Genomic DNA, 21872 nt, shown 5'->3' with positions numbered 1-21872 from the left:
GCAGAACTTCGCCTTCCAACGCCGCCTCCAAAAAGCAGCGTTGAATCAGAACTCCGGCCCAACGGGAATCCTAAATCGTCACTAGAACCTAGAGCGTATCGGTCTTCAACTCGGGAGGCCGAAACCTCGTCCTTCGACAAGCTCAGGATGAGGTTTCTACTGGCGGGGCCTGCGAATGGTCCTCATCCTGAGCTTGTCGAAGAACGAGGACCACGCACAGCTTTGAACCCTAGCCCGCCGCGCCCTTCGGCAATCTCAGCAGCATCCACGCCAGCCCCACCCCGGCGACGCCGATCACCGAGGTCGCATAGGCCGCGCCGGCCAGGAACCCGCTCCAGGCCAGCTCAAGGTGGGCGAAATAGCGGGCCAGCAGCAGGGAGACGCTGCCGACGTAGCCGCAGGAGTCGGCGACATAGATCAGGAATCCGGCCGTCCCCACCTGCCCCGTGGCGGCGATCAGCCGGTCGAACAGCATGCCGTTGAACGGGGTGTAGGCCATGTAGATCCCCGCGCCGGTGGCGATCATCCAAGTCACGGGCCCCAGCAGCCCCACTTGTCGGCCCAGGGTGGCGACGCCCAGCAGGCCGAAACCCAGGGCCACGAAGGCGAAGTTGAAGCCGACGGCCCGGCGGTTGTCGCGCACCAGGCTCAGCACGCCCAGCCCGACGAGGACGACGGCCGCCACCGGGATTTCCGACAGCGAGAAGATCGCCGCGGCGTTCTTGAAGCCCAGCTCGGCCCAGATCTCGGCGGCGAAGTTGTCGCGGAAGTCGCGCAGGGCGGTCAGCACGACATAGACCGCCACCAGCAGCACCAGGGCGGGCGCATGGGCGGCGAACATGGCGGCGCGGGCCCTGGCGTCCATCGGCGCGCGGCGCACGCGGGCGGCCTCGTCGGCCGGCGACGGCGGCGGCAGCTGGGTCAGGGCCGCCACCGCCAGCAGCAGCAGCGGGGTGAACAGAAGCCCCGCCAGCGCCGGCATCCAGCGCTCGTCGACGCCCTGCAGCAGCAGGCCCTTGCCCACCGACTTCACCACGCCGGAGGCCAGGATGAAGCTGGCGCACAGCATGGCGCCCAGCACCTCCGACAGCCGCCGCCCCTCGACGAAGCCGAACACCAGCCCCCAGATCATGCCCAGGCACAGGCCGTTGACGAACAGGGCCAGGGGACCAACGACCGCCGGGCCCAGGCTCAGGCCCAGCAGCGACAGCTCGGCCCCGCCGATCAGCGCCAGGATGGCCAGCCAGCGCCGCTCGGGCCGCATCTCGGAGATCACCTTGATCCCGATGATCTTCGACACGGCGTAGCCTGCGACCTGGGCGATCACCAGAGCGACCTTGAAGTCGATGGCGAACGGCCAACCGGCCATGTGCTCGTAATGCGCCGCCGTGAACGGCTTGCGATAGGCGAACATCGAGAAATAGGCCGCGAAGGCCGCCAGCCCGCCGTACAGGGCGAAGGCCCAGGGGGGCGCCTTGGCCAGGGCGCGGGCGATCGGGCCTTGAGTCGATGTTGCGTTCGGCATGCCCCATGGCGGGCGCAATGGGCGGCGCCGTCAAGCCCAGCCGGGGACATGCCCTTGCGGCGCGTCCCCATCCGCATGCTCGGCGCTTGATCTTGGGGACACGCCGCAAGGGCATGTCCCCGGCCTTCGCTAGGCCGTCCGCGCCATGGGCGCCGCGTCGGCCGCAACGCCCCGCGCCTGCGCCGCCACCTCGCCGACGACGATGACCACGGGACCGCCGCGGCTGTCCAGGCGTTCGGGCAGGGTCTCCAGCGTGCCGTGGAAGATCCTGGCGTTGGCACCGCCGGCCTGCTCGACCGCCACGGCCGGCGTGCCGGGCGCGCGGCCGGCGGCGATCATCCGCGCGCAAAGGGCCTGGGCCACCTCGCCGCCCATATAGACCGCCAGGGTCGCCTCGGGATCGGCGGCGGCGTTCCAGTCGCCGCTGAGCCTGCCTTCCTCCAGGCGCGCTGTGGTGAACACCACGCGCCGGGCCTCGCCGCGGTGGGTCAGGGGGAAGCCGAACTGGGCGGCGGCGGCGCAGGCGGCGGTGACGCCGGGCACCACCTCGACCGACACGCCGTGCTCGCGCAAGAAGGCCGCCTCCTCGCCCACCCGGCCGAACACCGAGGGGTCGCCGCCCTTCAGCCGCACCACCCGCAGCCCCTTGCGCGCCAGGCGCAGCATCAGGCGGTTGATCTCGTCCTGGTGCATGCTGGGCTTGCCGGCCCGCTTGCCGGTCTGGATGCGCACGCAGCCGGCCGGGGCCAGGGCGATGGCCTCCTCGCTGATCAGGGCGTCGTAGAGCAGCGCCTGGGCGCTCTCCACCGCCCGCACGGCCCGCAGGGTCATCAGGTCGACCGGACCAGGACCGGCTCCGACGAGCAGGACTTGAGCCTGCAGCTTGGCTGCGTCAGACATGGACGGGCTCCTCGGCGGGAATGGCTGCGGTCGCGGCGATCATCCGGGCGATCTCGGGACGGCAGGACCCGCAATTGGTCCCCGCCCCGGTGGCGGCGCCGACCGCATCGGGGCTGGCGGCCCCGGCGGCGATGGCGGCCTGCACCGCCTTGGCGCCGACCTTCAGGCAGGCGCAGACCAGCGGCCCCTTGTCGACCGGCGCGCCGGGCGGGCGGCCGAACAGCAGGGCCGAGCGGGCCTCCTGGCTCAGCTCGGGCTCGGCGAACAGCTCGGCCAGCCAGTCGCGCGGCGGCAGCCGGCCGTTGATCGTGATGTAGAGGACCGCCACCAGCCGGCCGTCGTGCACCCAGGCGTCGCGCCGCGCGCCGGTGGCGGCGTCCTCATAGGTCACGAGTTCGCCGACGAGGCCCTTGACGAGCCCCCTGCGCAGGGCGGCGCGCTCGACTTCGTCGCCCCGGCCGGCGAACTCGTGTTGCTGGCAGGCGTCCTGTGGAATGCGCCGCCAGACGAGGTCCAGACCCGACGGAAGGGCGAGGCTGTCCCGCGTGAGGAAAAAGCCCTTCCAGGTCTCGCGATAGGGGCGGAGCCGGGCGGGGGTGTGCTTGAACTCCGGCTGGCCGGAGGTGGGGTCCAGGTTCGGGGCGATCAGGGGGTTGGAGCGGCCGGACGGCGCGAAGGCGTCGGTCCAGTGCATCGGCATGAACAGGCCGCCGGGCCGCTGGCGCTCGGTGACCTTGGCCAGGGCGACGGCCTCGCCGCGGGCCGTGATCACCCGGGCCAGGGCGCCGTCCCCCACGCCCAGGGCCTCGGCGTCGGCCGGATGGACCTCGACGAACGGCTCGGGCGCGTGGCGGCACAGGTCCGGGGCCAGGCCCGTGCGGGTCATGGTGTGCCACTGGTCGCGAATGCGGCCGGTGTTCAGCGACAACGGATAGGCCGCGTCCATCGCGTCGGCGGGACCCTTGGGCCGAGTCGGGACCATCCGGGCGCGGCCGTCGGGGGTCTGGAAGCGGCCGTCGGTGAACAGGCGCGGCGTTCCCTGCCCGTCCGTCAGCACCGGCCACTGGACCGGCAGGAGTTGGGCGTAAACCTCTGGCGTTACAGTCGAAAGGCCGGCCAGATTCAGGACGCGACCATCCTCTTCACCGGTGTTCTCATAGGCCGTGAGGCGAGCCCATTCGCGGAACACGCTGGCCTGCGACGACCAGCCGAAGCCGTCGAAGCCCATGGCCTTGGCGACGTCGGCCACGATCCGCCAGTCGGCGCGGGCCTGGCCCGGCGCGGGAAACAGGGCGCGCTGGCGCGAGATCCGGCGCTCGGAATTTGTGACCGTGCCGTCCTTCTCGCCCCAGGCCAGGGCCGGCAGCTTGACGTCGGCGAGGGCGGTGGTGTCGGTCTCGACGCAGTCGGACACCACAACGAACGGGCACCGGTCCAGGGCCTCGCGGACGCGGCCGGCGTCAGGCAGGCTGACGGCGGGATTGGTGGCCATCACCCACACCGCCTTGATCTTGCCGGCGTGGATGGCCTCGAACATGTCGACGGCCTTCAGGCCGGGCGCGCGGGCGGTGTCGGGCGCGCCCCAGAAGCGGGCGACGCGATCGCGATCGGCCGGGGCGAAGTCCATATGGCCGGCCAGGGTGTTGGCCATGCCGCCGGTCTCGCGCCCGCCCATGGCGTTGGGCTGGCCGGTGATCGAGAACGGGCAGGCGCCCGGCTTGCCGATCCGGCCGGTGGCCAGGTGGGCGTTCAGGATCGACAGACCCTTGGCCGTCCCCTGGACCGACTGGTTGGCGCCCATCGAGAACAGACTCACCGTCTTAGGATTCTCGATGAACAGATTGTAGAAGATCAGCAAATCGGCGAGCGCCACGCCGCATTCGGCGGCCACGGCGGCCGGCGACTGGTCGAGTTCGGCCAGGGTCGCCTCGACCTCGGCGAACCCGTTGACGTGGGCGGCGATGTAGTCGCGGTCGATCGCGTCGCGGCGGATCAGCTCGGCCAGCAGGCCGTTCCACAGCCGCACGTCGCTCTGCGGGGCGATGGCCAGGTGCAGGTCGGCGCCCTCGGCGGTGTCGGTGCGGCGCGGGTCGATGACCACGTGCTTCTGGCCGCGCGCCCTCGCGGCCTCCATGCGCCGGAACAGCACCGGATGGGTCCAGGCGGCGTTGTGGCCGCTGAACACCACCAGGTCGGCCAGGTCCAGGTCCTCGTAGCAGCCGGGCACCAGGTCGGCGCCGAACGCCTGCTTGTGGGCCGCCACCGCCGAGGCCATGCACAGGCGGCTGTTGGTGTCGATGTTGCCCGAGCCGATGAAGCCCTTCATCAGCTTGTTGGCGACGTAGTAATCCTCGGTCAGGATCTGGCCCGAGACGTAGAAGGCCACGCTGTCGGGGCCGTGCTTTGCGATGGTGTCCCGGAAACGCTTGGCGACCAGGGCCGTGGCGTCGGCCCAGCTGGCGGCCCTGCCGTTGATCGTCGGCTCCAGCAGCCGGCCCTGCAGCCCCACCGTCGCCCCCAGCGCCGTGCCCTTGGAGCACAGGCGGCCGAGGTTGGCCGGGTGGGCCGTGTCGCCAGCCACCGACAAGATCCGGCTGTCCAGGGACGGCGCCTGGCCGACCGCGCCCGACACGCCGCAGCCCACCCCGCAATAGGGGCAGGTCGTCTTGACGAGCGCGGCGGCCGATCCGTCAGCCATGGACATCAAGGCTCAGCAGCAGGCGGCCGTCGCGCACCTCCAGCGGCACCACCGGCGTGCAGCCCTTGCCCTTGTCGGCGCCCATCGGCTCGCCGCTGGCCAGGTCGATGTTCCAGGCATGCAGCGGGCAGCTCACCGCCCGGCCATGGACGATGCCCTGGCTCAGCGGCCCGCCCTTGTGCGGACAGGCGTCCATCAGGGCGAACACCTCGCCGTCGCCGGTGCGGAAGATGGCGATGTCGCCGCGCGGGCTGGGCACCCGGCGGGCGCCGCGGCGGGGAATGTCGGTCACCGCGCCGACATCGACCCAGACGGGAGTGGGAACGTGAGCGTTCATGCGGGGACGAACTCCATCCGGCGGCTCATGGGGGTGAATTCCTCGGTGTGGCGGCCGGCCACCCGCTCGGCCCACGGGTCGATGCGGGCGAAGCGCTGCGAGAAGACGAAGCGGTCATAGAGGGCCTTGCGCTGGTCGGGGTCGGTGACCCGCGCCTGGATGCTCTCCAGGCCCACGCGCGCCATCCACTTGTAGACCCGCTCCAGGTACCAGCCCTCCTCGCGGTACAGCTGCATGGTCGCGGCGATCACCCAGACGGCCTCATCCTCGGTCGCCACCCGGGTCAGAACCTGGGTGCCCTGGATGTGCAGGCCGGCGGCGCCGCCGATGTGGATCTCGTAGCCGCTATCGACGCAGACCACGCCGAAGTCCTTGCACGTGGCCTCGGCGCAGTTGCGCGGGCAACCCGACACGGCCAGCTTGACCTTGGCCGGCGCCCACGAACCCCACAGGAACTTCTCCAGGCGGACGCCCAGGCCGGTGGAGTCCTGGGTGCCGAACCGGCACCAGTCGCTGCCGACGCAGGTCTTCACCGTGCGCAGGCCCTTGGCGTAGGCGTGGCCGCTGACCATGCCCGCGGCGTTGAGGTCGGCCCAGACGGCCGGCAGGTCGTCCTTCTTGACGCCCAGCAGGTCGATCCGCTGGCCGCCGGTGACCTTGACCGTCGGAATGGCGAACTTGTCGGCCACGTCGGCGATCGCCCGAAGCTCGTTGGGCGTGGTCACCCCGCCCCACATCCGCGGCACGACGCTGTAGGTGCCGTCCTTCTGGATGTTGGCGTGCACCCGCTCGTTGATGAAGCGCGACTGCTTGTCGTCGCGATATTCCGACGGCCAGGCGCACAGCAGGTAGTAGTTCAGGGCCGGTCGGCACGACGAGCAGCCGTCGGGCGTGGTCCATTCCATGGCCTGCATGACGGCCGGCATGGACTTCAGCTCCCATTCGACGATGGCCTTGCGGACGTCGGAGTGCGGCTTGTGCGTGCACTTGCACATCGGCTTGGGGCCGGTCTGCTCCTTGAAGCCGTCGCCCAGGGTCAACTTCAGCACCTGCTCGACCAGCGGGGTGCACGAGCCGCACGAGGCCGAGGCCTTGGTGACCGCCTTCACGTCGTCCAGGGTGGTCAGCCCCTGGCTGGTGATGGCCGAGACGATCGAACCCTTGCAGACGCCGTTGCAGCCGCAGATTTCCTGCGTGTCGGGCATGGCCGCAACGGCGGCGTTAGGGTCCAGGCCGGACAGCCCCTCCGTGATGGCCTGGCCGAAGATCAGGGTCTCGCGGATGTCGGTGACGCTGGTCCCGGCCCGCATCAGGTCGAAGTACCAGTTGCCGTCGGCGGCGTCGCCGAACAGCACCGCCCCGGCCACCTTGCCGTCCTCGATGACCACGCGCTTGTAGACGCCGCGGCCGGCGTCGCGGAACACGATATCCTCGCAGCCCTCGCCGCCCGCGAACTTGCCGGCCGAGAACACGTCGACGCCCGAGACCTTCAGGCGGGTCGACAGGACCGAACCTTCATAGGCGCCTTCCCCATCGGTCATCGACTCGGCCAGCGCGCGGCACATTTCCCAGATCGGCGCGACCAGGCCGTAGCAATTGCCCCGGTGCTCAGCGCATTCGCCGACCGCGAACACCGCCGGGTCGGAGGTGCGCATGGCGTCGTCGACGACCACGCCGCGGTTCACTTGCAGGCCGGCGGCCTTGGCCAGGGCGGCGTTCGGGCGGATGCCGACGGCCATGACCAGCAGGTCGCACGGCAGGGTGCGGCCGTCCTTGAGCTTGAGGCCGGTGACCTGGCCGTTCTCGCCGACGATCTCCTCGGAATGGGCGCCCAGCACCGTCTCGACGCCGCGTTCGGCCAGGGCCTCACGCAACAGGAAGCCGGCGCTCTCGTCCAGCTGACGCTCCATCAGCACGTCCATCAGGTGGACGACCGTGGCGGACATGCCGCGGCGGGCCAGGCCGTAGGCGGCTTCCAGGCCCAGCAGGCCGCCGCCGATCACCACGGCCTTGGCGCCGGGCTTGCCCGAGGCCGCGACCATGGCCTCGACGTCGTCCAGGTCGCGGAAGGTGACCACGCCCTTCAGGTCGATGCCCGGCAGCGGCAGACGGAACGGATCGGAGCCCGTGGCCAGGATCAGCTTGTCGTAGGCGACTTCCAGCCCGCCCTCGGCGACCACCTTGCGGCCTTCCAGGTCGACCGCCGTCACGGCCCGCCCGGCGTGCAGGGCGATGCCGTTGTCGGCGTACCAGGCCTCGTCGTTGATCACGATGTCGGCGAAGGACTTCTCCCCCGCCAGCACCGGCGACAGCATGATGCGGTTGTAGTTCACCCGCGGCTCGGTCCCGAAGATTGCGATCTCGTAGCGGTCGGGATCGCGCTTGAGGACTTCCTCGACCGCCCGGCAGCCGGCCATGCCGTTGCCGATGACGACCAGCTTTTCCTTGGTCATGGTGTTGCTCACTGGGAAAAGGATCAGACGCGGACCGGGACGGCGGAGTCGCCGTGCAGGGTCGGCCAGACGGCCCGCCAACGGGCCTTCAGGCTGTGCAGGGCCACCAGGGCGAATACCGCCAGGGCCGCGAAGCCGAGGAAGCCGACCTGGTAGGAGCCGGTCAGCTTCTTGGCCATGCCCAGGCTGGACGCCAGGTAGAAGCCGCCGACGCCGCCGGTCATGCCGATCAGGCCGGTCATGACGCCGATCTCCCTGCGGAACCGCTGGGGGGCCAGCTGGAACACCGCACCGTTGCCGGCGCCCAGGGCCAGCATCGAGAACATCAGCACCGCCAGGGCGACATAGGCCGAGGGCATCTGGAAACTGGCCGTGGCCAGGCCGGCGGCGGCCAGGGCGAAGACGACGCTCAGGGTCCGCACGCCGCCGAAGCGGTCGGCCAGGGCCCCGCCGACCGGGCGGATGAACGACCCGGCGAACACGCAACCGGCGGTGAAGAAGCCGGCGGTGACGGGCGAGAGACCGTATTCGGCGTTGAAATAGATGGTCAGGGACGAGGCCAGGCCGACGAAGCCGCCGAAGGTGACGGCGTACAGCAGCATCAGCCACCAGGCGTCCGGAACCTTCAGCACGTCCAGATACTCGGCCAGCTTCTTGGGCGCCGGCTGCTCGGGGGCGTCCTTGGCCAACAGCATGTAGACGACGAAGGCGATCGCCAGCGGGATGGCCGCCATGCCGATCACGTTCTGCCAGCCGAAGGTCTTGGCCAGGATCGGCGCGAACAGGGCGGCCAGGGCGGTGCCGGAATTGCCCGCGCCGGCGATGCCCAGGGCCAGGCCCTGGTGCTCCTGCGGATACCAGCGCGAGGCCAGCGGCAGGGCGACGGCGAACGAGGCGCCGGCCACGCCCAGCACCAAGCCCAGGGCCAGCACCTGGTGATAGTTGTGGACGCCCAGCGACCAGGCCAGAGCCAGGCCGGTCAGCACGACCAGCTGCCCGACCATCCCGGTCTTCTTGGGGCCGATGCGGTCGACCAGCACGCCGTTGACCAGACGCAGCACCGCGCCGGCCAGGACCGGGACGGCGACCATCAGGCCCTTCTGGGCGGGATCGAGGTGGAAGTCCTTGGCGATGGCCACGCCCAGCGGGCCCAGGATCACCCAGACCATGAAGCTGAGGTCGAAATACAGGAACGCGGCGAACAGGGTCGGCGCGTGGCCGGCCTTCAGGAAATCACGAGAGATCATGATGATACTCGGCTTTGCGTGTCTGCGAGAGCGAGGCGTGGGGCCCCGGGCGGGTGACCGCATCCGAGCGGTCGTCTCTGGCAGCCGCGGACGCCGTTGTCCGAAGGCTTGATGCCAGTGAAGCGTCAGACCGCCGACCGAGTCACGCGCCGTGCTGCATTGCGGCGCAACCTAGAGCCCCATCGCGCAATTGCTTGGCAAACAGGCAGGCCACCTGCTCGAAGCATGAGCAAAAGGCATAGGCGCCGATGAAGCGGGTGTTTATCCCGTCCCCCCGACTCCAGGCGAAGCCTCGAGACGGAGCGCGGTGTCTCACCCCGATAGGCGGCGCTTAGGAGATGCGCCCCACCGCGAACGACGCCGCGTAGCCGCGGACATCGGCGGGATCGAAACGTGCGCCGTCGAACAGGGCCGAGGCCGGCGGCGCGGCGTCGGCGAACACCTGGGCCGGCTCCAGCACCGGTCCCAGAGACAGCGCCGCCTCGCGGAACAGGTCCGGCCGGTAGACGCGGTCGGCCACGGCGGCCAGATCGAGGTCGGCCGCCACCTGCCCCCAGCGCACCATCTGCGACAGGAACCACAGAGCGTGTTCGCGGCGCGGCAGGCCGGCGGCGTCGCGGTGGAAGACGATCTCGGACTTCAGGGCCCGGGCCACGATCTCCGGCTCGACGCCCACATGATCGGGACGCGACAGCAGGGCCACCAGCTCGGCGTGGTTGCCCGCCTGGTCGGCCCAGGCCGCGGCGCGGATCAGGGCGCGCAGGGCCGCCCGCAGCTCGTCGCCATGGCTTTCGGCCCAGGCGGCGGTGACACCGAACACCTTGTCCGGCGCGCCCGGCCAGAACTGAGAGGCCTTGATCAGGGACTCGCCCAGGCCCTCGTCGACGGCGGCGGCGTTCCATGGCGCGCCGACGCAGAAGCCGTCGATCTCGCCCGAGCGCAGGTGCTCGACCATGCGTGGCGGCGGCGTGACCACCAGGCGCACGTCGCGGTCGGGATCGATCCCCGCCTGGGCCAGCCAGTAGCGCAGGAAATAGTTGTGCATCGAATAGGGGAAGACGACCGCGAAGGTCAGCGGCGGAGCGCCCTGCTCCCGCCGGCGCGCGACCACCGTGGCCAGGGCCCGGGCGGTGACCAGCGGCGCGGCCAGGGCGGCGGGATCGGCCTCGGCCATCAACGCCGCCAGCTGGGTCGAGACGGTGATGGCGCTGCCGTTCTGGTTCAGGGCCAGGGGAGCCAGCATCGACCCGGCCTCCAGTCCGGCCGGAGCCAGGGCCATGGGGGCCAGCATGTGGGCGCCGTCCAGCGCGCCGACGGCGACCTTGTCGCGGATGGTCGCCCACGACGCCTCGCGGCTCAGCGCCACCTCCAGCCCTTCCTCGGCGAAATAGCCCTGCGCCTTGGCCACGACCAGGGGCGCACAGTCGGTCAGGGGGATGAACCCCAGCGTCAGGTCGGCCAGTCCGCTCACGAGGCGTCGCCCTTCAGCACGCCGGCGAAGGCCAGCAGGTCGGCGGCGATCTGGCCGATCGGCTTGCCGCGGTCCATGGCCAGCTTGCGCAGCAGGCGATAGGCGCCGTCCTCGTCCAGCCCGCGCTCCTTCATCAACAGTCCCTTGGCCCGTTCCACGGTCTTGCGCGATTCCAGGTCGGCCTTGGCCTTGGCCAGGTCGCCGTGCAGCTGCTGGGTCAGGGCGAAGCGGCTCATGGCCACATCCAGGATCGAGCGCACCCGCCCCGGCGCCAGGCCGTCGACCACATAGGCCGCGACGCCGGCCCGCACCGCTTGTTCGGCCAAGCCCGGCTCGGAGCGGTCGACGAACATCACCACCGGCCGCGGATTGTGCTGGCCGGCCTCGCGCAGGCTTTCCAGCGTGTCGCGATCGGGACTGTCGGCCGCGATCACCACGACGTCCGGCGCGAAGGCCGCGGCCTCGCGCTCGTCGAACACGGCCGCGCGACGCACCTCCAGCGGCTGCACGCCGGCGAGCCCCTCGGCCACGAGGGCGGCGCGCGCGGGATCGGGATCGATGACAAGAACGCGCATGCCCTTCGCCCTAAGACCGTCCGGCGACAGGTGGGAGCGGCGAAGGTTCATTGGGGTCGGAGTTGCTCGATCAGCCTGGTATTTGCACAGCCTAGCCTGAAATAGCGGCGCCGAACGAGCGGGCAAGTCGCCACAGGGGCCGCGAGGCGCGTCTAGCCCTCGGACTTCCACCCGCCGCCCAGCGCCTGGATCAGGGCGACGGCCGTGGTCTGCCGGGCCACGGCGGCGGTGAGCAGCGCCCGTCGGGCCGACAGGGCCGAGGCCTGGGCCGTCACCACGTCGGTATAGGCCACCTGCCCGGCCTTGTACTGGTTGAGCAGCATCTGCTCGGTCTGGTCGGCGGCGTCGGAACTGGTCTTCAGCAAGGCGTAGCGGCGCTCCAGCACCTGGGCGGCGGTCAGCTGGTTCTCCACGTCCTCGAAGGCGGCCAGAGCGGTCTGGCGGTAGTCGGCGACCGAGGCGTCATAGGAGGCCCTCGCCTCTTCCACCCGCGCCTTGCGCGCCCCGGCGTCGAACAGGGTCTGGGCCGCGGTCAGGCCCAGCGACCAGGTGTTGGCTGAGGCCTTGAACAGGTCGCCCAGGCTGGAGGCGCCGCTGGCGCCCTGGGCGCTGAGGCCGATGGTCGGGAAGAAGGCCGCGCGGGCCACGCCGATGTCGGCGTTGGCGGCGGCGACCCGGCGCTCCGCCGCGGCGATGTCGGGACGGCGCTCCAGCAGGGTCGACGGCACGCCCGCCGGGATTTCGGGCACGCGGGCGTTCCAGCTCGCATCGGCGGCCAGGCGAAAGCCGCTGGCCGGCTCGCCCACCAGGGTGGCGATGGCGTTCTCATAGGTCGCGCGGGTCTGGCGCAGGCTCTCCAGGTCGGCCTGGGCGCCGGCCAGCTGGGTGGTGGCCTGCAGCACGTCGGACTTCGGGGCGATGGCGGCGGCGTAGCGGTTCTGGGTGATCTGCAGGCTGCGCTGATAGCCTTCGACGGTCTTGGCGACGAGCGCGATTTCGGCGTCGGTCTGGCGCAGGCCCAGATAGTTCACGGCCAGTTCGCCTTGCATCGACAGGCGGGCGCCGGCCAGGTCGGCGGCGCTGGCCTGCTCCGAGGCCTTGGCCCCGTTGATCCCCTGGCGGATGCGGCCCCACAGGTCCGGCTCCCAGCTGGCGCCGATGCTGGCCTGGTAGCGCTGGCCGCGGGCCGAGCCGCCGGAGCTTGAGGTCGTCGAGCCGCCCCCGCCCGACCTGGTCGCCGAGCCCGACAGGTCGATGGTCGGGAACAGGCTGGCCCGCTGCTCGCGCACCAGGGCCCGGGCCTGGCGGTAGTTGGCCTCGGCGGCGGCGATGGTCTGGTTGGAGACGTTGACCTTGGCGACCAGGGCGTCCAGCTGCGGGTCGCCCAGCAGGGTCCACCAGTCGCCGCGATCGAGCAGGTCGCCGGGCGTGGCGACCTTCCAGCCGTCCAGGGCCTTGTAGGTCGCCGGCAGGGTGGCGGTCGAGACCTGCGGCTTCTCATAGGCCGGGCCGACCGTGCAGGCCGACAGCAGGATCAGCGCGGAACCGGCGAGCGCAAGGGACTTCAGGGCGGGCATCAGACAGGCTCCGGCGCGGAGGGCATGTGGGCCAGGTAGCGCTCATCGCGCGCCTTGCCCCGCAGGCGGTCGAGATAGACGTAGACCACCGGGGTGGTGATCAGGGTCAGCAACTGGCTGGCGATCAGGCCGCCGATGATGGTGATCCCCAGCGGCCGGCGCAGCTCGGCCCCCTCGCCGAAGCCGATGGCCAAGGGCAGAGCCCCCAGGGCGGCGGCCAAAGTGGTCATCAGGATCGGACGGAAGCGCAGCAGGCTGGCCTCGCGCACCGCCTCCAGCGCCGTCAGCCCGCGCGAACGCTGGGCCTCCAGCGCGAAGTCGATGATCAGGATGGCGTTCTTCTTGACGATGCCCAGCAGCAGGAACACCCCGATCAGGGCGATCACCGAAAACTCCATCTTGAAGACCAGCAGGGCCAGCATCGCCCCGACGCCGGCCGCAGGCAGGGTCGACAGCACCGTCAGGGGATGGACGTAGCTTTCGTAGAGAATGCCCAGCACGATGTAGATCGCGACGATGGCGGCGGCCACCAGGAACGGCTGCTGCCTGTTCTGGTCCTGGGCGCTGCGGGCGCTGCCCTGGAAGCTGCCGCGGACATTGGTCGGCAGGGCGATGTCGGCCTCGGCTTGCTTGATGGCGACCTGGGCGTCGCTGAGCGAGACGCCGTCGGCCAGGTTGAACGAGATCGTGGTGGCCAGCTCGCCGTTCTGGTGGTTGATCGAGGTCGGGGTGGCGGCCTGGGCGACGCTGGAGATCGCGGTCAGCGGGGTCATCGGCGTCAGGGCGGTGTTCAGCGCCGCACCGGTCGAGGCGTCGCGCAGGGCCGGATTGACCGCCGCGCCGCTGGTCGATGTCGCCGCCGCGCCGCTGGGATTGGTCGGCACATAGACGTCGTTCAGCGCTTCCGGTCCGCGCGAGAACCGGCGGTCCCACTCCAGGATCACGGCGTACTGGTTGATGTCCTCGTAGATCGTGGCGACCTGGCGCTGGCCGAAGGCGTCGTAGAGCGCATTGTCGACGGCGCGCGGCGTGACCCCCATGCGCGAGGCGCTGTCGCGGTCGATGGTCACGAAGGTCTCGACCCCGTTCTCGGACTGGTCGCTGTCGACGTCGGTCATCACGTCGGACCGGGCCTTCATCGCCTCGGCCAGCTTGGGCGCCCAGGCCTTCAGGGCGTCGCTGGAGTCGCTGGTCAGGGTGTACTGGTAGGTGGAGTTGCTCTGCCGTCCCCCCATCCGCACGTCCTGGACGGGGTTGAGGAAGACGCTGATGCCGGTGACCCGCTGCAGCTGGGGCCGCAGGCGGTTGATCACCACCGACCCTTTCTCCTTGCGCTCGCCGGGCCCGTCGCCCAGCGGCTTGAGATTGACGAACATGAAGCCGCCGCCGGCGCGGGCGCCGCCGGTGAAGCCGACCACGGTATCGACCGCCGGGTCCTTGCGGATGATGTCGACCACCTGGCGCAGCTTGGCCTGCATGACGTGGAACGACACGCTCTGGTCGGCGCGCAGCCCGGCCTGGATCTGGCCGCTGTCCTGCTGGGGGAAGAAGCCCTTGGGCACGGCGACGTACAGCCAGGCGGTCATGGCGACCACCACCACCAGGATCAGCAGCACCAGCGGCTTGGCGGCCAGGGCCCAGTCCAGACTGTATTCATAGGTCCGGTGGATGCGGGCGAAGCCGGCCTCGAACCAGCGGGCGACCCGGCCTTCCTTCCGGCCCTCCTTCGGCGGGCGCAGCAGGTAGGCGCACATCATCGGCGTGGTGGTCAGGGAGATGACCAGCGAGATCATCACGGCGACCGAAAGGGTGACGGCGAACTCGCGGAACAGCCGCCCAACCTGGCCGCCCATGAACAGCAGCGGGATGAAGACGGCCACCAGCGAGATGCTGATCGACAGCACGGTGAACCCCACCTCGCGCGCGCCCAGCAGGGCGGCGCGGAAGCGGTCCATGCCTTTTTCGATGTGGCGGGCGGTGTTCTCCAGCACCACGATGGCGTCGTCGACCACGAAGCCGGTCGCCACGGTGATGGCCATCAGGGACAAGTTGTTGAGCGAGAAGCCCAGCAGGTACATCACTCCGAACGTGCCCAGCAGCGAGACGATGGTGGCCGCCGCCGGGATGAAGGTGGCGCGGGCGCTGCGCAGGAAGGCGCTGACCACCAGCACCACCAGCACGATCGAGATCAGCAGGGTCACCTCGATCTCGTGCAGCGAAGCGCGGATCGAGTTGGTGCTGTCGCTGGCCACCGCCACATTGATGTCGCCGGGCAGCTGGGCGCGCAGCTCCGGCAGGGTGGCGCGGACGCTGTCGACCGTCTGGATGATGTTGGCTCCCGGCTGGCGGGTGACCAGGATGATGATCGCCGGCTTGCCGTTGAACAGGCCCAGGGTCCGGGTGTCGGCGACGCTGTCGGTGACATCGGCCACATCCTTCAACCGCACCGGGGCGTCGCCGCGCCAGGCCACCACCAGGCCGGCGTAGTCGGCCGCCTTGCGCCCGCCAGGGCTGGTATAGACCTGGAACCGCCGCCCTCCCCCCTCGACCTGGCCCTTGGGCCGGTTGGCGTTGGCGGACTGGACGGCGGCGCGGACGTCCTCCAGGGCGACGCCGTACTTGTTGAGCAGGAACGGATTGACCGAGACGCGAACGGCCGGCAGCGAGCCGCCGCCGATCTCGACGTCGCCCACCCCGGTCACCTGCGACAGGCGCTGGGCCACGATGTTGGACACCGCGTCGTAGATCTGGCCGGGCGTTTTGGTCTCGCTGGTCAGGGCCAGGATGATCACCGGGGCGTCGGACGGGTTCTGCTTGCGGTAGCTGGGGTTGCTGCGCAGCGTGGCCGGCAGGTCGGACCGGGCGGCGTTGATGGCGGCCTGCACCTCGCGCGCCGCGCCGTCGATGTTGCGGTTGAGGTCGAACTGTAGGGTCACCCGAGCCGAGCCGGTGTTGCTCTGCGAGGTCATCTCCGTGACGCCGGGGATCACGCCCAGCCGCCGCTCCAGCGGGGTGGCCACGCTGGACGCCATGGTCTCCGGACTGGCCCCCGACAGGTTGGCCGAGACCGAGATGGTCGGGTAGTCCACCTGCGGCAGGGGCGAGACCGGCAGCACGAAGAACGCCGCGATGCCGGCCAGGGCCAGGCCGATGGTCAGCAGGACCGTGGCCACCGGCCGCCTGATGAAGGGCGCCGACAGGTTCACGACGGCGCTCCGGGGATCGGGTCCGGATCCAGCCGCTCCGGCGCGACGTGGTCGTCGTGATGGCGCATCCCTCGATCGGCCGGGGCGAAGCGGTCGAAGGCCAGGTAGATCACCGGGGTGGTGAACATGGTCAGCAGCTGGCTGACCAGCAGGCCGCCGAAGATGGCGATGCCCAGCGGCCGGCGCAGCTCGCCACCCTCGCCGAAGCTCAGCATCAGCGGGATGGCCGCGAACAGCGCCGCCAGGGTGGTCATAAGGATCGGGCGAAAGCGCAGGATGGCGGCCTGGAAGATGGCGTCTCGCGGGCTCTTGCCCTCGTTGCGCTGCGCGTCGATTGCGAAGTCGATCATCATGATCGCGTTCTTCTTGACGATGCCGATCAGCAGGATGATGCCGATGATGCCGATCACGCCCAGGTCGTTGCCGGTGATCCACAGGGCCAGCAGCGCGCCCACCCCGGCCGACGGCAGGGTCGACAGGATGGTCAGCGGGTGGATGTAGCTCTCGTAGAGCACGCCCAGCACGATGTAGACGCAGACCACCGCCGCCAGGATCAGCCACAGCTGGTTGCTGAGCGAGTTCTCGTAGGCCCCCGCCGCGCCCAGGAACGTGTGGGTGACCGCGGTCGGCATGCCGATGTCCTTCATCGCCGCGCGGATGTCGTCGACCGCCTTGCCCAGCGAGACGCCCGGCGCGGTGTCGAAGCCGATCGTGGTGGCCGGGAATTGAGAGACGTGGGTCACCTGCAACGGGGCGGTCTGTTCCTTGATCGTCGAGATCGCCGACAGCGGCGTGGGCGAGCCGCCGCCGGTCTTCAGGTTCAGCAGGCCCAGGGATTGCGGCGCGGTCAGCAGGCCGGGCTTGGCCTCCAGGATCACCCGGTATTGGTTGGTCTCGGTGAAGATCGTCGAGACGATCCGCTGGCCGAAGGCGCTGTAGAGGGCGTCGTCGATGTCGGACGCGGTGATCGAAAGCCGCGCGGCGGTGTCGCGGTCGATGTCGACATAGGCCGCCGCCCCGGTGGCGTCGGCGTCGCTATAGACGTTGCGCACCGACTTCACGCTGGCCAGGCGGGCGGCCAGCTTGCCGGCCCATTCCTTGACCGTGGCGGTGTCGGCGCCTTCCAGCGACAGGCGGTAGAGGGTCGGGCCGGTCTCGGCGTCGATGGTCAGGTCCTGGGTCGGCTGCAGGTACAGCGTCACCCCCGGTACGGCGGCCACGCGGTCGCGCAGCCGCTGCATGATCTTCTCCTGCGAGCCGCCCCGATCGGCCTTCAGGTTGATCAGCATCTGGCCGGTGTGGAGCATCGCATTGTTGGCGCCATCGACGCCGATGAACGAGCTGAGGCTTTCCACCGCCGGATCGTCGAGAATGGCCTTGGCCGCCTGCTGCTGCAGGCCGGCCATGCGGTCGTAGGAAACCGACTGCTCGACCTCGGTGCGGGCCTGCAGCTGGCCGGTGTCCTGGGTCGGGAACAGCCCCTTGGGAATGGCCAGATACAGGAAGGCGGTCAGGGCGAAGGTCGCCACGGCCACGACCAGGGTCGCCTTCTGGCGCTCCAGCACCCAGGCCAGACCCTTCTCGTACTGGCGCTCGACGCGTTCGAACACCGCCTGCGACTTGCGGGCGATCCGGCCCTGGGGCTCTTCGCCCTCGCCTTCTCCGGCCGGCTTCAGCCAGCGGGCCGACAGCATCGGCGTCAGGGTCAGGGAGACCACGGCCGAGATCAGGATGGTTATCGCCAGGGTGATGGCGAATTCGCGGAACAGCCTTCCGACCACGTCGCCCATGAACAGCAGCGGGATCAGCACGGCGATCAGCGACACGGTCAGCGAGATGATCGTGAAGCCGATCTCGCGCGCGCCCTGCAGGGCCGCGGCCATCGGCTTGACGCCCTTCTCCAGGTGCCGGCTGATGTTCTCGATCATGACGATGGCGTCGTCGACCACGAAACCGGTGGCGATGGTCAGGGCCATCAGGCTGAGGTTGTTGAGGCTGAAGCCCAGCAAGTACATCACCCCGCACGAGCCGATCAGCGAGATCGGCACGGCCAGGCCGGCGATCAGGGTGGCGCGCAGGCTGTGCAGGAAGAAGAAGATCACCACCACGACCATCACCACGGCCAACAGCAGCTCCATCTCCACGTGGTGGACCGAGCCGCGGATGCCGGTGGTGCGGTCGGCCAGCACCTTGACGTCCAGGCTGCCCGGCAGGCCGGCCTCCAGCTCCGGCAGCTTGGCCTTGATGGCGTCGACGGTCTGGATGACGTTGGCGCCCGGCTGGCGCTGGACGTTGACGATGATCGCCGGCGTCTCGTTGGCCCAGGCGCCCAGGCGGGTGTTCTCGGCGCTCTGCACCACCTGGGCGATGTCGCGCAGGCGGATGGGAGCCCCGTTCTTGTAGGTGACGATCAGGTTCGAATAGTCGCCGACGGTCAGCAGCTGGTCGTTGGCGTTGATCGTGTAGGCGCGGGTGGGCCCGTCGAAGCTGCCCTTGGCGCTGTTGGCGTTGGCGCTGCTGATCGCGCTCTGCACATTGGCCAGGGTGACGCCGTACGAGGCCATGGCCTGGGTGTCGGCCTGGATGCGAATGGCGGGCCGCTGGCCGCCGCTGAGGGTGACCAGCCCCACGCCCGACACCTGGCTGATCTTCTGGGCCAGGCGGGTGTTGACCAGGTTCTGCACCTCGGTCAGCGGCAGGGTGTCGGAAGTCACCGCCAGGGTCAGGACCGGGGCGTCGGCCGGATTGACCTTGGCGTAGACCGGCGGGGCCGGCAGGTCGGCGGGCAGCAGGCTGCTCGACCCATTGATCGCCGCCTGCACCTCCTGTTCGGCGACGTCCAGGCTCTCGCCGAGATTGAACTGCAGGGTGATGATCGAGGCCCCGGCCGTGCTGACCGAGCTCATCCGCGACAGGCCGGCCATCTCGCCCAGCTGGCGCTCCAGGGGGGCGGTGACCGTCTGGCTCATCACCTCGGGGCTGGCCCCGGGATAGAGGGTCTGGATCTGGATGGTCGGATAATCGACCTGCGGCAGGGCCGACAGCGGCAGCAGCCGGAAGCCGACCAGCCCGGCCAGGACGATGGCCGCCATGAACAGCGCCGTGGCGACCGGTCGCTGGATGAAGGGACGCGAGGGGTTCATGGCGCGGGCCTATTGGGCCTGCTGCTGACGGCGGTGGCGATGCTCGCCGCCCTGCCCCTGGCCGCCTTCGCCGCGCTTGCCGCCCCATTGGCCCTTGCCTCGGCCGGCGCGGCCGGCGGCCTGGCCCGGCAGCTGGACCTTGCCGCCCTCGCGCAAGCGGTCGCCGCCCTCGGTGATCACCTTCTCGCCGACCTTCAGGCCGCTGGTCAGCGACACCTGGATGGTGGTCGAGGGGCCGGCGACGACCTTGCGCTTGTGCACCGTCTGGTCGGCGTCCAGCACCCAGACGAAGGCGCCGTCGCTGCTCTGGCGCAGGGCGGTGGCGGGCACGACGACCGCGCCCTTGATGGTGTCCAACTCCAGGCGGACATTGACGAACTGGCTGGGGAACAGGGTCCCGCCGGCGTTGGGGAACCGGGCCTTGGCCTTGACCGTGCCGGTGCCGGTGTCGACGACGTTGTCCAGGGTCGAGAACCTGCCAGTGTCCAGGGTGGTGGTCCGGGTCCGATCCAGGGCGATGACGGGCAGCGTCGCGCCGCTGTCGGCCCGCGCTCCGATCCGCGGCACGTCGTCCTGCGGGACCGTGAATTCGACGTCGATCGGCGAGATGGTGGTGATCACCGCCACCCCGTTGGTGTCGCCCGCCCCGACATAGTTGCCGACGTCCACGACACGCAGGCCGACCCGGCCGCTGACCGGCGCGACGATGCGCGCATAGCCGACGTTCAGCCGCGCCGTGCCGACGGCCGCCTTGTCGGCCATCACCGTGCCCTGCAGCTGCTTGACCGTGGCCGCCTGGGTATCGACGTCCTGGCGGGCGATGGAGTCCTGGGCCAGAAGGGTCCGGTAGCGGGCCAGGGTGACCTGGGCGTTGGCCAGCTGGGCCTCGTCGCGGGTCAGGTTGCCTTGCGCCTGCAGCAGGTCCATCTGGAACTGGCGGGGGTCGATCTGCACCAGCGGCTGGCCGGCGCGGACCATCTGGCCTTCCTTGAACAGCACCTGGGTGATCACGCCGGCCACCTGCGGCCGGACGGTGACCGTCGCGGCGGGCGTGACCGTGCCCAGGGCCTCGATCACCACCGGCAGGTCGGTCTGGGTCGCGGTCGCCACCGCCACGGTGCTGGCCGGACCGCCGCGCCGTCCACCGCCGAAACCGCCGCCGGGGCCGCCCGGGCCGCCTCCCCCTTCGCCCTCGCCGCGCGGCGCGTGCATCAGGCTCCAGGCCAGCCACACCACGCCAGCCAGAACCGCCAGGGCGATCGCGCCGCCGATGACTTGCGCCTTGCGGCTGACGGGGCGGATCGGTCGGTGGGGGTCGGTCATCGAGATCTCGGGCGCGTGGCTGTGGAGACGGACGAACGCTACCGATGTCCCAGGCACGAAACGCCACAGTGGCGAAATCGATGCCCATACGGTCGCGTTGGGCGGCCGCTCGGGCGGTCGCTCACAGCCTTACTTGCCCGGTCACGTTACGGGCGCATTTCAAGGTCGAAACCTGCGCCGCCGCATCTTTGCCGCCAGTTGGCGAGCGACGACGGGGCGAAGACGGCGGTCAGGCGCCGTTCAGCCGCCAGGCGAAGCGCGTGGCGATGGTCACCGCGCCGTCCTTGCCGCCGGCCGGGCCGTCCAGCGCCTCGCTCTCGATGAACTGCAGGCCGGCCTCCCTCTGGGACCGCCAGACCACGCGGGTCAGGTGAACCCGCTTGGCGATCGAATCCACCAGGAAGATCCCCTCCTCGGGCAGCCCCATGTCGGTGAGCGAGACCCGCGCCCCGCCGTCGGCGATGTCGATCAGCGAGCATTTCCAGGCCTTGCGGCCCTCGACCAGATAGGCCTTGCGCTTGGTCGGCGTGCGGGCGTGGGCCCGCTGCTCAAGCGCGCGTGATTCGACATCTGATCGCATGGCCGCAACCCTAGCGCGGCACGGTTAACGGATGGCGCCGCTTAGAGAAGCTTTGCTATGACGAGCGAGCCGCTTCAACACAAAGTCTGTGGAGAACCACCGGTCAGTTGATCCAGCCGCCGTCGATGATGTGGATCTGGCCCGTGGTGAACGCCGATTCATCGCTGCCCAGATACAGCGCCAGTTGCGCCAGTTCCTCGGGCTTGCCCAGGCGGCCCATCGGCTGGCGCGCGGTGAAAGCCTGGCGGGCGGCCTCGTAGTCGCCAGTGTCGGCCAGGCGCTGGTTCAGCGAGGGGGTCTCCACCGTGCCCGGGCAGATGGCGTTGCAGCGCACGCCCTGCCCCACGAAGTCGGCGGCCACGGCCTTGGTCAGGCCGATCACCGCCGCCTTGGTCGCCCCATAGGCGAAGCGGCCGGGCACGCCTTTGATCGAGCTGGCCACCGAGGCCATGTTGACGATCGATCCGCCGCCGTTCTCCAGCATGGCCGGCAGGAAGGCGCGGATCATCCGGTACATGGCGTTGACGTTCAGGTCGTTGGAGAACGCCCAGGCCGCCTCGTCGCAGTCGAGGATGGTGCCGGAGTGCACGAAACCGGCGCAGTTGAACAGCACGTCGACCGGCCCCAGCTCGGCGGCCAGGTCGGCGATGGCCTTGGGGTCCAGCACGTCCAGGCGGCGGGTCTCGCAGCCCGCCACTTCGGCCAGCAGGGCTTCATTGACGTCTGTGGCGATCACCCGCGCGCCTTCGCGGGCGAACAGCTCCGCGCTGGCCTTGCCGATGCCTTGCGCGGCCGCCGTGACCAGGGCGGTCTTGCCGGAAAGTCTTCCCATCTCGA

The 21872-nt window shown here is 70.2% G+C and carries 14 protein-coding genes; all 14 read right to left on the bottom strand.

All coding sequences use genetic code 11. The features are described from left to right. Positions 1 to 229: 229 nt before the first annotated feature. Positions 230 to 1525, bottom strand: coding sequence for a DUF5690 family protein (locus EV278_RS20585; protein WP_132095544.1), 1296 nt, complete (start codon positions 1523 to 1525; stop codon positions 230 to 232). Positions 1526 to 1654: 129 nt separating this feature from the next. Beyond that, positions 1655 to 2425 carry a uroporphyrinogen-III C-methyltransferase gene (gene cobA / locus EV278_RS20580; protein WP_132095542.1) on the bottom strand — a complete coding sequence of 257 codons (771 nt, stop codon included), beginning with the start codon at positions 2423 to 2425 and terminating at the stop codon, positions 1655 to 1657. Further along, positions 2418 to 5123 (bottom strand): nitrate reductase, encoded by a 2706-nt coding sequence (locus tag EV278_RS20575; RefSeq protein WP_132095540.1) that lies wholly within the window; start codon positions 5121 to 5123, stop codon positions 2418 to 2420. The genes cobA and EV278_RS20575 overlap by 8 nt, the downstream gene beginning before the upstream one ends. Next, on the bottom strand, positions 5116 to 5460 hold the full coding sequence (gene nirD, locus EV278_RS20570; RefSeq protein WP_132095538.1) for a nitrite reductase small subunit NirD: 345 nt from the start codon (positions 5458 to 5460) through the stop codon (positions 5116 to 5118). Before nirD ends, EV278_RS20575 begins: the two co-directional genes overlap by 8 nt. Continuing rightward, positions 5457 to 7913 carry a nitrite reductase large subunit NirB gene (nirB, locus tag EV278_RS20565; protein WP_132095536.1) on the bottom strand — a complete coding sequence of 819 codons (2457 nt, stop codon included), beginning with the start codon at positions 7911 to 7913 and terminating at the stop codon, positions 5457 to 5459. The genes nirD and nirB overlap by 4 nt, the downstream gene beginning before the upstream one ends. 23 nt (positions 7914 to 7936) lie before the next feature. After that, the gene (locus tag EV278_RS20560; protein WP_132095534.1) at positions 7937 to 9160 is read right to left on the bottom strand and encodes a nitrate/nitrite transporter; all 1224 of its coding nucleotides are present in this window, start codon (positions 9158 to 9160) and stop codon (positions 7937 to 7939) included. 331 nt (positions 9161 to 9491) lie between these two features. Then, positions 9492 to 10631: a CmpA/NrtA family ABC transporter substrate-binding protein gene (locus tag EV278_RS20555; protein ID WP_132095532.1), complete on the bottom strand. Its 1140-nt coding sequence runs from the start codon at positions 10629 to 10631 to the stop codon at positions 9492 to 9494. Further along, complete coding sequence (locus EV278_RS20550) at positions 10628 to 11206, bottom strand: ANTAR domain-containing protein (protein ID WP_132095530.1); 579 nt, start codon at positions 11204 to 11206, stop codon at positions 10628 to 10630. Before EV278_RS20550 ends, EV278_RS20555 begins: the two co-directional genes overlap by 4 nt. A gap of 152 nt (positions 11207 to 11358) precedes the next feature. After that, positions 11359 to 12783 carry an efflux transporter outer membrane subunit gene (locus tag EV278_RS20545; RefSeq protein WP_132095528.1) on the bottom strand — a complete coding sequence of 475 codons (1425 nt, stop codon included), beginning with the start codon at positions 12781 to 12783 and terminating at the stop codon, positions 11359 to 11361. Beyond that, entirely contained in the window at positions 12783 to 15989 is a 3207-nt protein-coding gene (locus EV278_RS20540; protein ID WP_132095526.1) for an efflux RND transporter permease subunit, read from the bottom strand. The genes EV278_RS20545 and EV278_RS20540 overlap by 1 nt, the downstream gene beginning before the upstream one ends. Continuing rightward, positions 15986 to 19132, bottom strand: coding sequence for a multidrug efflux RND transporter permease subunit (locus tag EV278_RS20535; protein WP_132095524.1), 3147 nt, complete (start codon positions 19130 to 19132; stop codon positions 15986 to 15988). The genes EV278_RS20540 and EV278_RS20535 overlap by 4 nt, the downstream gene beginning before the upstream one ends. Before the next feature lie 9 nt (positions 19133 to 19141). Further along, on the bottom strand, positions 19142 to 20455 hold the full coding sequence (locus EV278_RS20530) for an efflux RND transporter periplasmic adaptor subunit (RefSeq protein ID WP_132095522.1): 1314 nt from the start codon (positions 20453 to 20455) through the stop codon (positions 19142 to 19144). 229 nt (positions 20456 to 20684) lie between these two features. Continuing rightward, positions 20685 to 21035, bottom strand: a complete 351-nt coding sequence (locus EV278_RS20525) for a PilZ domain-containing protein (RefSeq protein ID WP_132095520.1) — start codon at positions 21033 to 21035, stop codon at positions 20685 to 20687. Between the two features lie 103 nt (positions 21036 to 21138). Further along, positions 21139 to 21867: an SDR family oxidoreductase gene (locus EV278_RS20520; RefSeq protein ID WP_132095518.1), complete on the bottom strand. Its 729-nt coding sequence runs from the start codon at positions 21865 to 21867 to the stop codon at positions 21139 to 21141. Between the last annotated feature and the right edge of the window lie 5 nt (positions 21868 to 21872).

Origin of the sequence: Caulobacter sp. BK020, assembly GCF_004342605.1 — a bacterium.
Lineage (GTDB): Bacteria > Pseudomonadota > Alphaproteobacteria > Caulobacterales > Caulobacteraceae > Caulobacter.
Note: the sequence above shows the minus strand (reverse complement) of the source record. Positions and strands in the feature narration are given on the sequence as shown.

Coding starts and splice junctions, on each gene's coding strand:
- EV278_RS20585 (WP_132095544.1), bottom strand. CDS start 1,525: ATGCCGAACGCAACATCGACTCAAGGCCCGATCGCCCGCGCCCTGGCC.
- nirD (WP_132095538.1), bottom strand. CDS start 5,460: ATGAACGCTCACGTTCCCACTCCCGTCTGGGTCGATGTCGGCGCGGTG.
- cobA (WP_132095542.1), bottom strand. CDS start 2,425: ATGTCTGACGCAGCCAAGCTGCAGGCTCAAGTCCTGCTCGTCGGAGCC.
- EV278_RS20550 (WP_132095530.1), bottom strand. CDS start 11,206: ATGCGCGTTCTTGTCATCGATCCCGATCCCGCGCGCGCCGCCCTCGTG.
- EV278_RS20545 (WP_132095528.1), bottom strand. CDS start 12,783: ATGCCCGCCCTGAAGTCCCTTGCGCTCGCCGGTTCCGCGCTGATCCTG.
- EV278_RS20530 (WP_132095522.1), bottom strand. CDS start 20,455: ATGACCGACCCCCACCGACCGATCCGCCCCGTCAGCCGCAAGGCGCAA.
- EV278_RS20520 (WP_132095518.1), bottom strand. CDS start 21,867: ATGGGAAGACTTTCCGGCAAGACCGCCCTGGTCACGGCGGCCGCGCAA.
- EV278_RS20560 (WP_132095534.1), bottom strand. CDS start 9,160: ATGATCTCTCGTGATTTCCTGAAGGCCGGCCACGCGCCGACCCTGTTC.
- EV278_RS20535 (WP_132095524.1), bottom strand. CDS start 19,132: ATGAACCCCTCGCGTCCCTTCATCCAGCGACCGGTCGCCACGGCGCTG.
- EV278_RS20575 (WP_132095540.1), bottom strand. CDS start 5,123: ATGGCTGACGGATCGGCCGCCGCGCTCGTCAAGACGACCTGCCCCTAT.
- nirB (WP_132095536.1), bottom strand. CDS start 7,913: ATGACCAAGGAAAAGCTGGTCGTCATCGGCAACGGCATGGCCGGCTGC.
- EV278_RS20525 (WP_132095520.1), bottom strand. CDS start 21,035: ATGCGATCAGATGTCGAATCACGCGCGCTTGAGCAGCGGGCCCACGCC.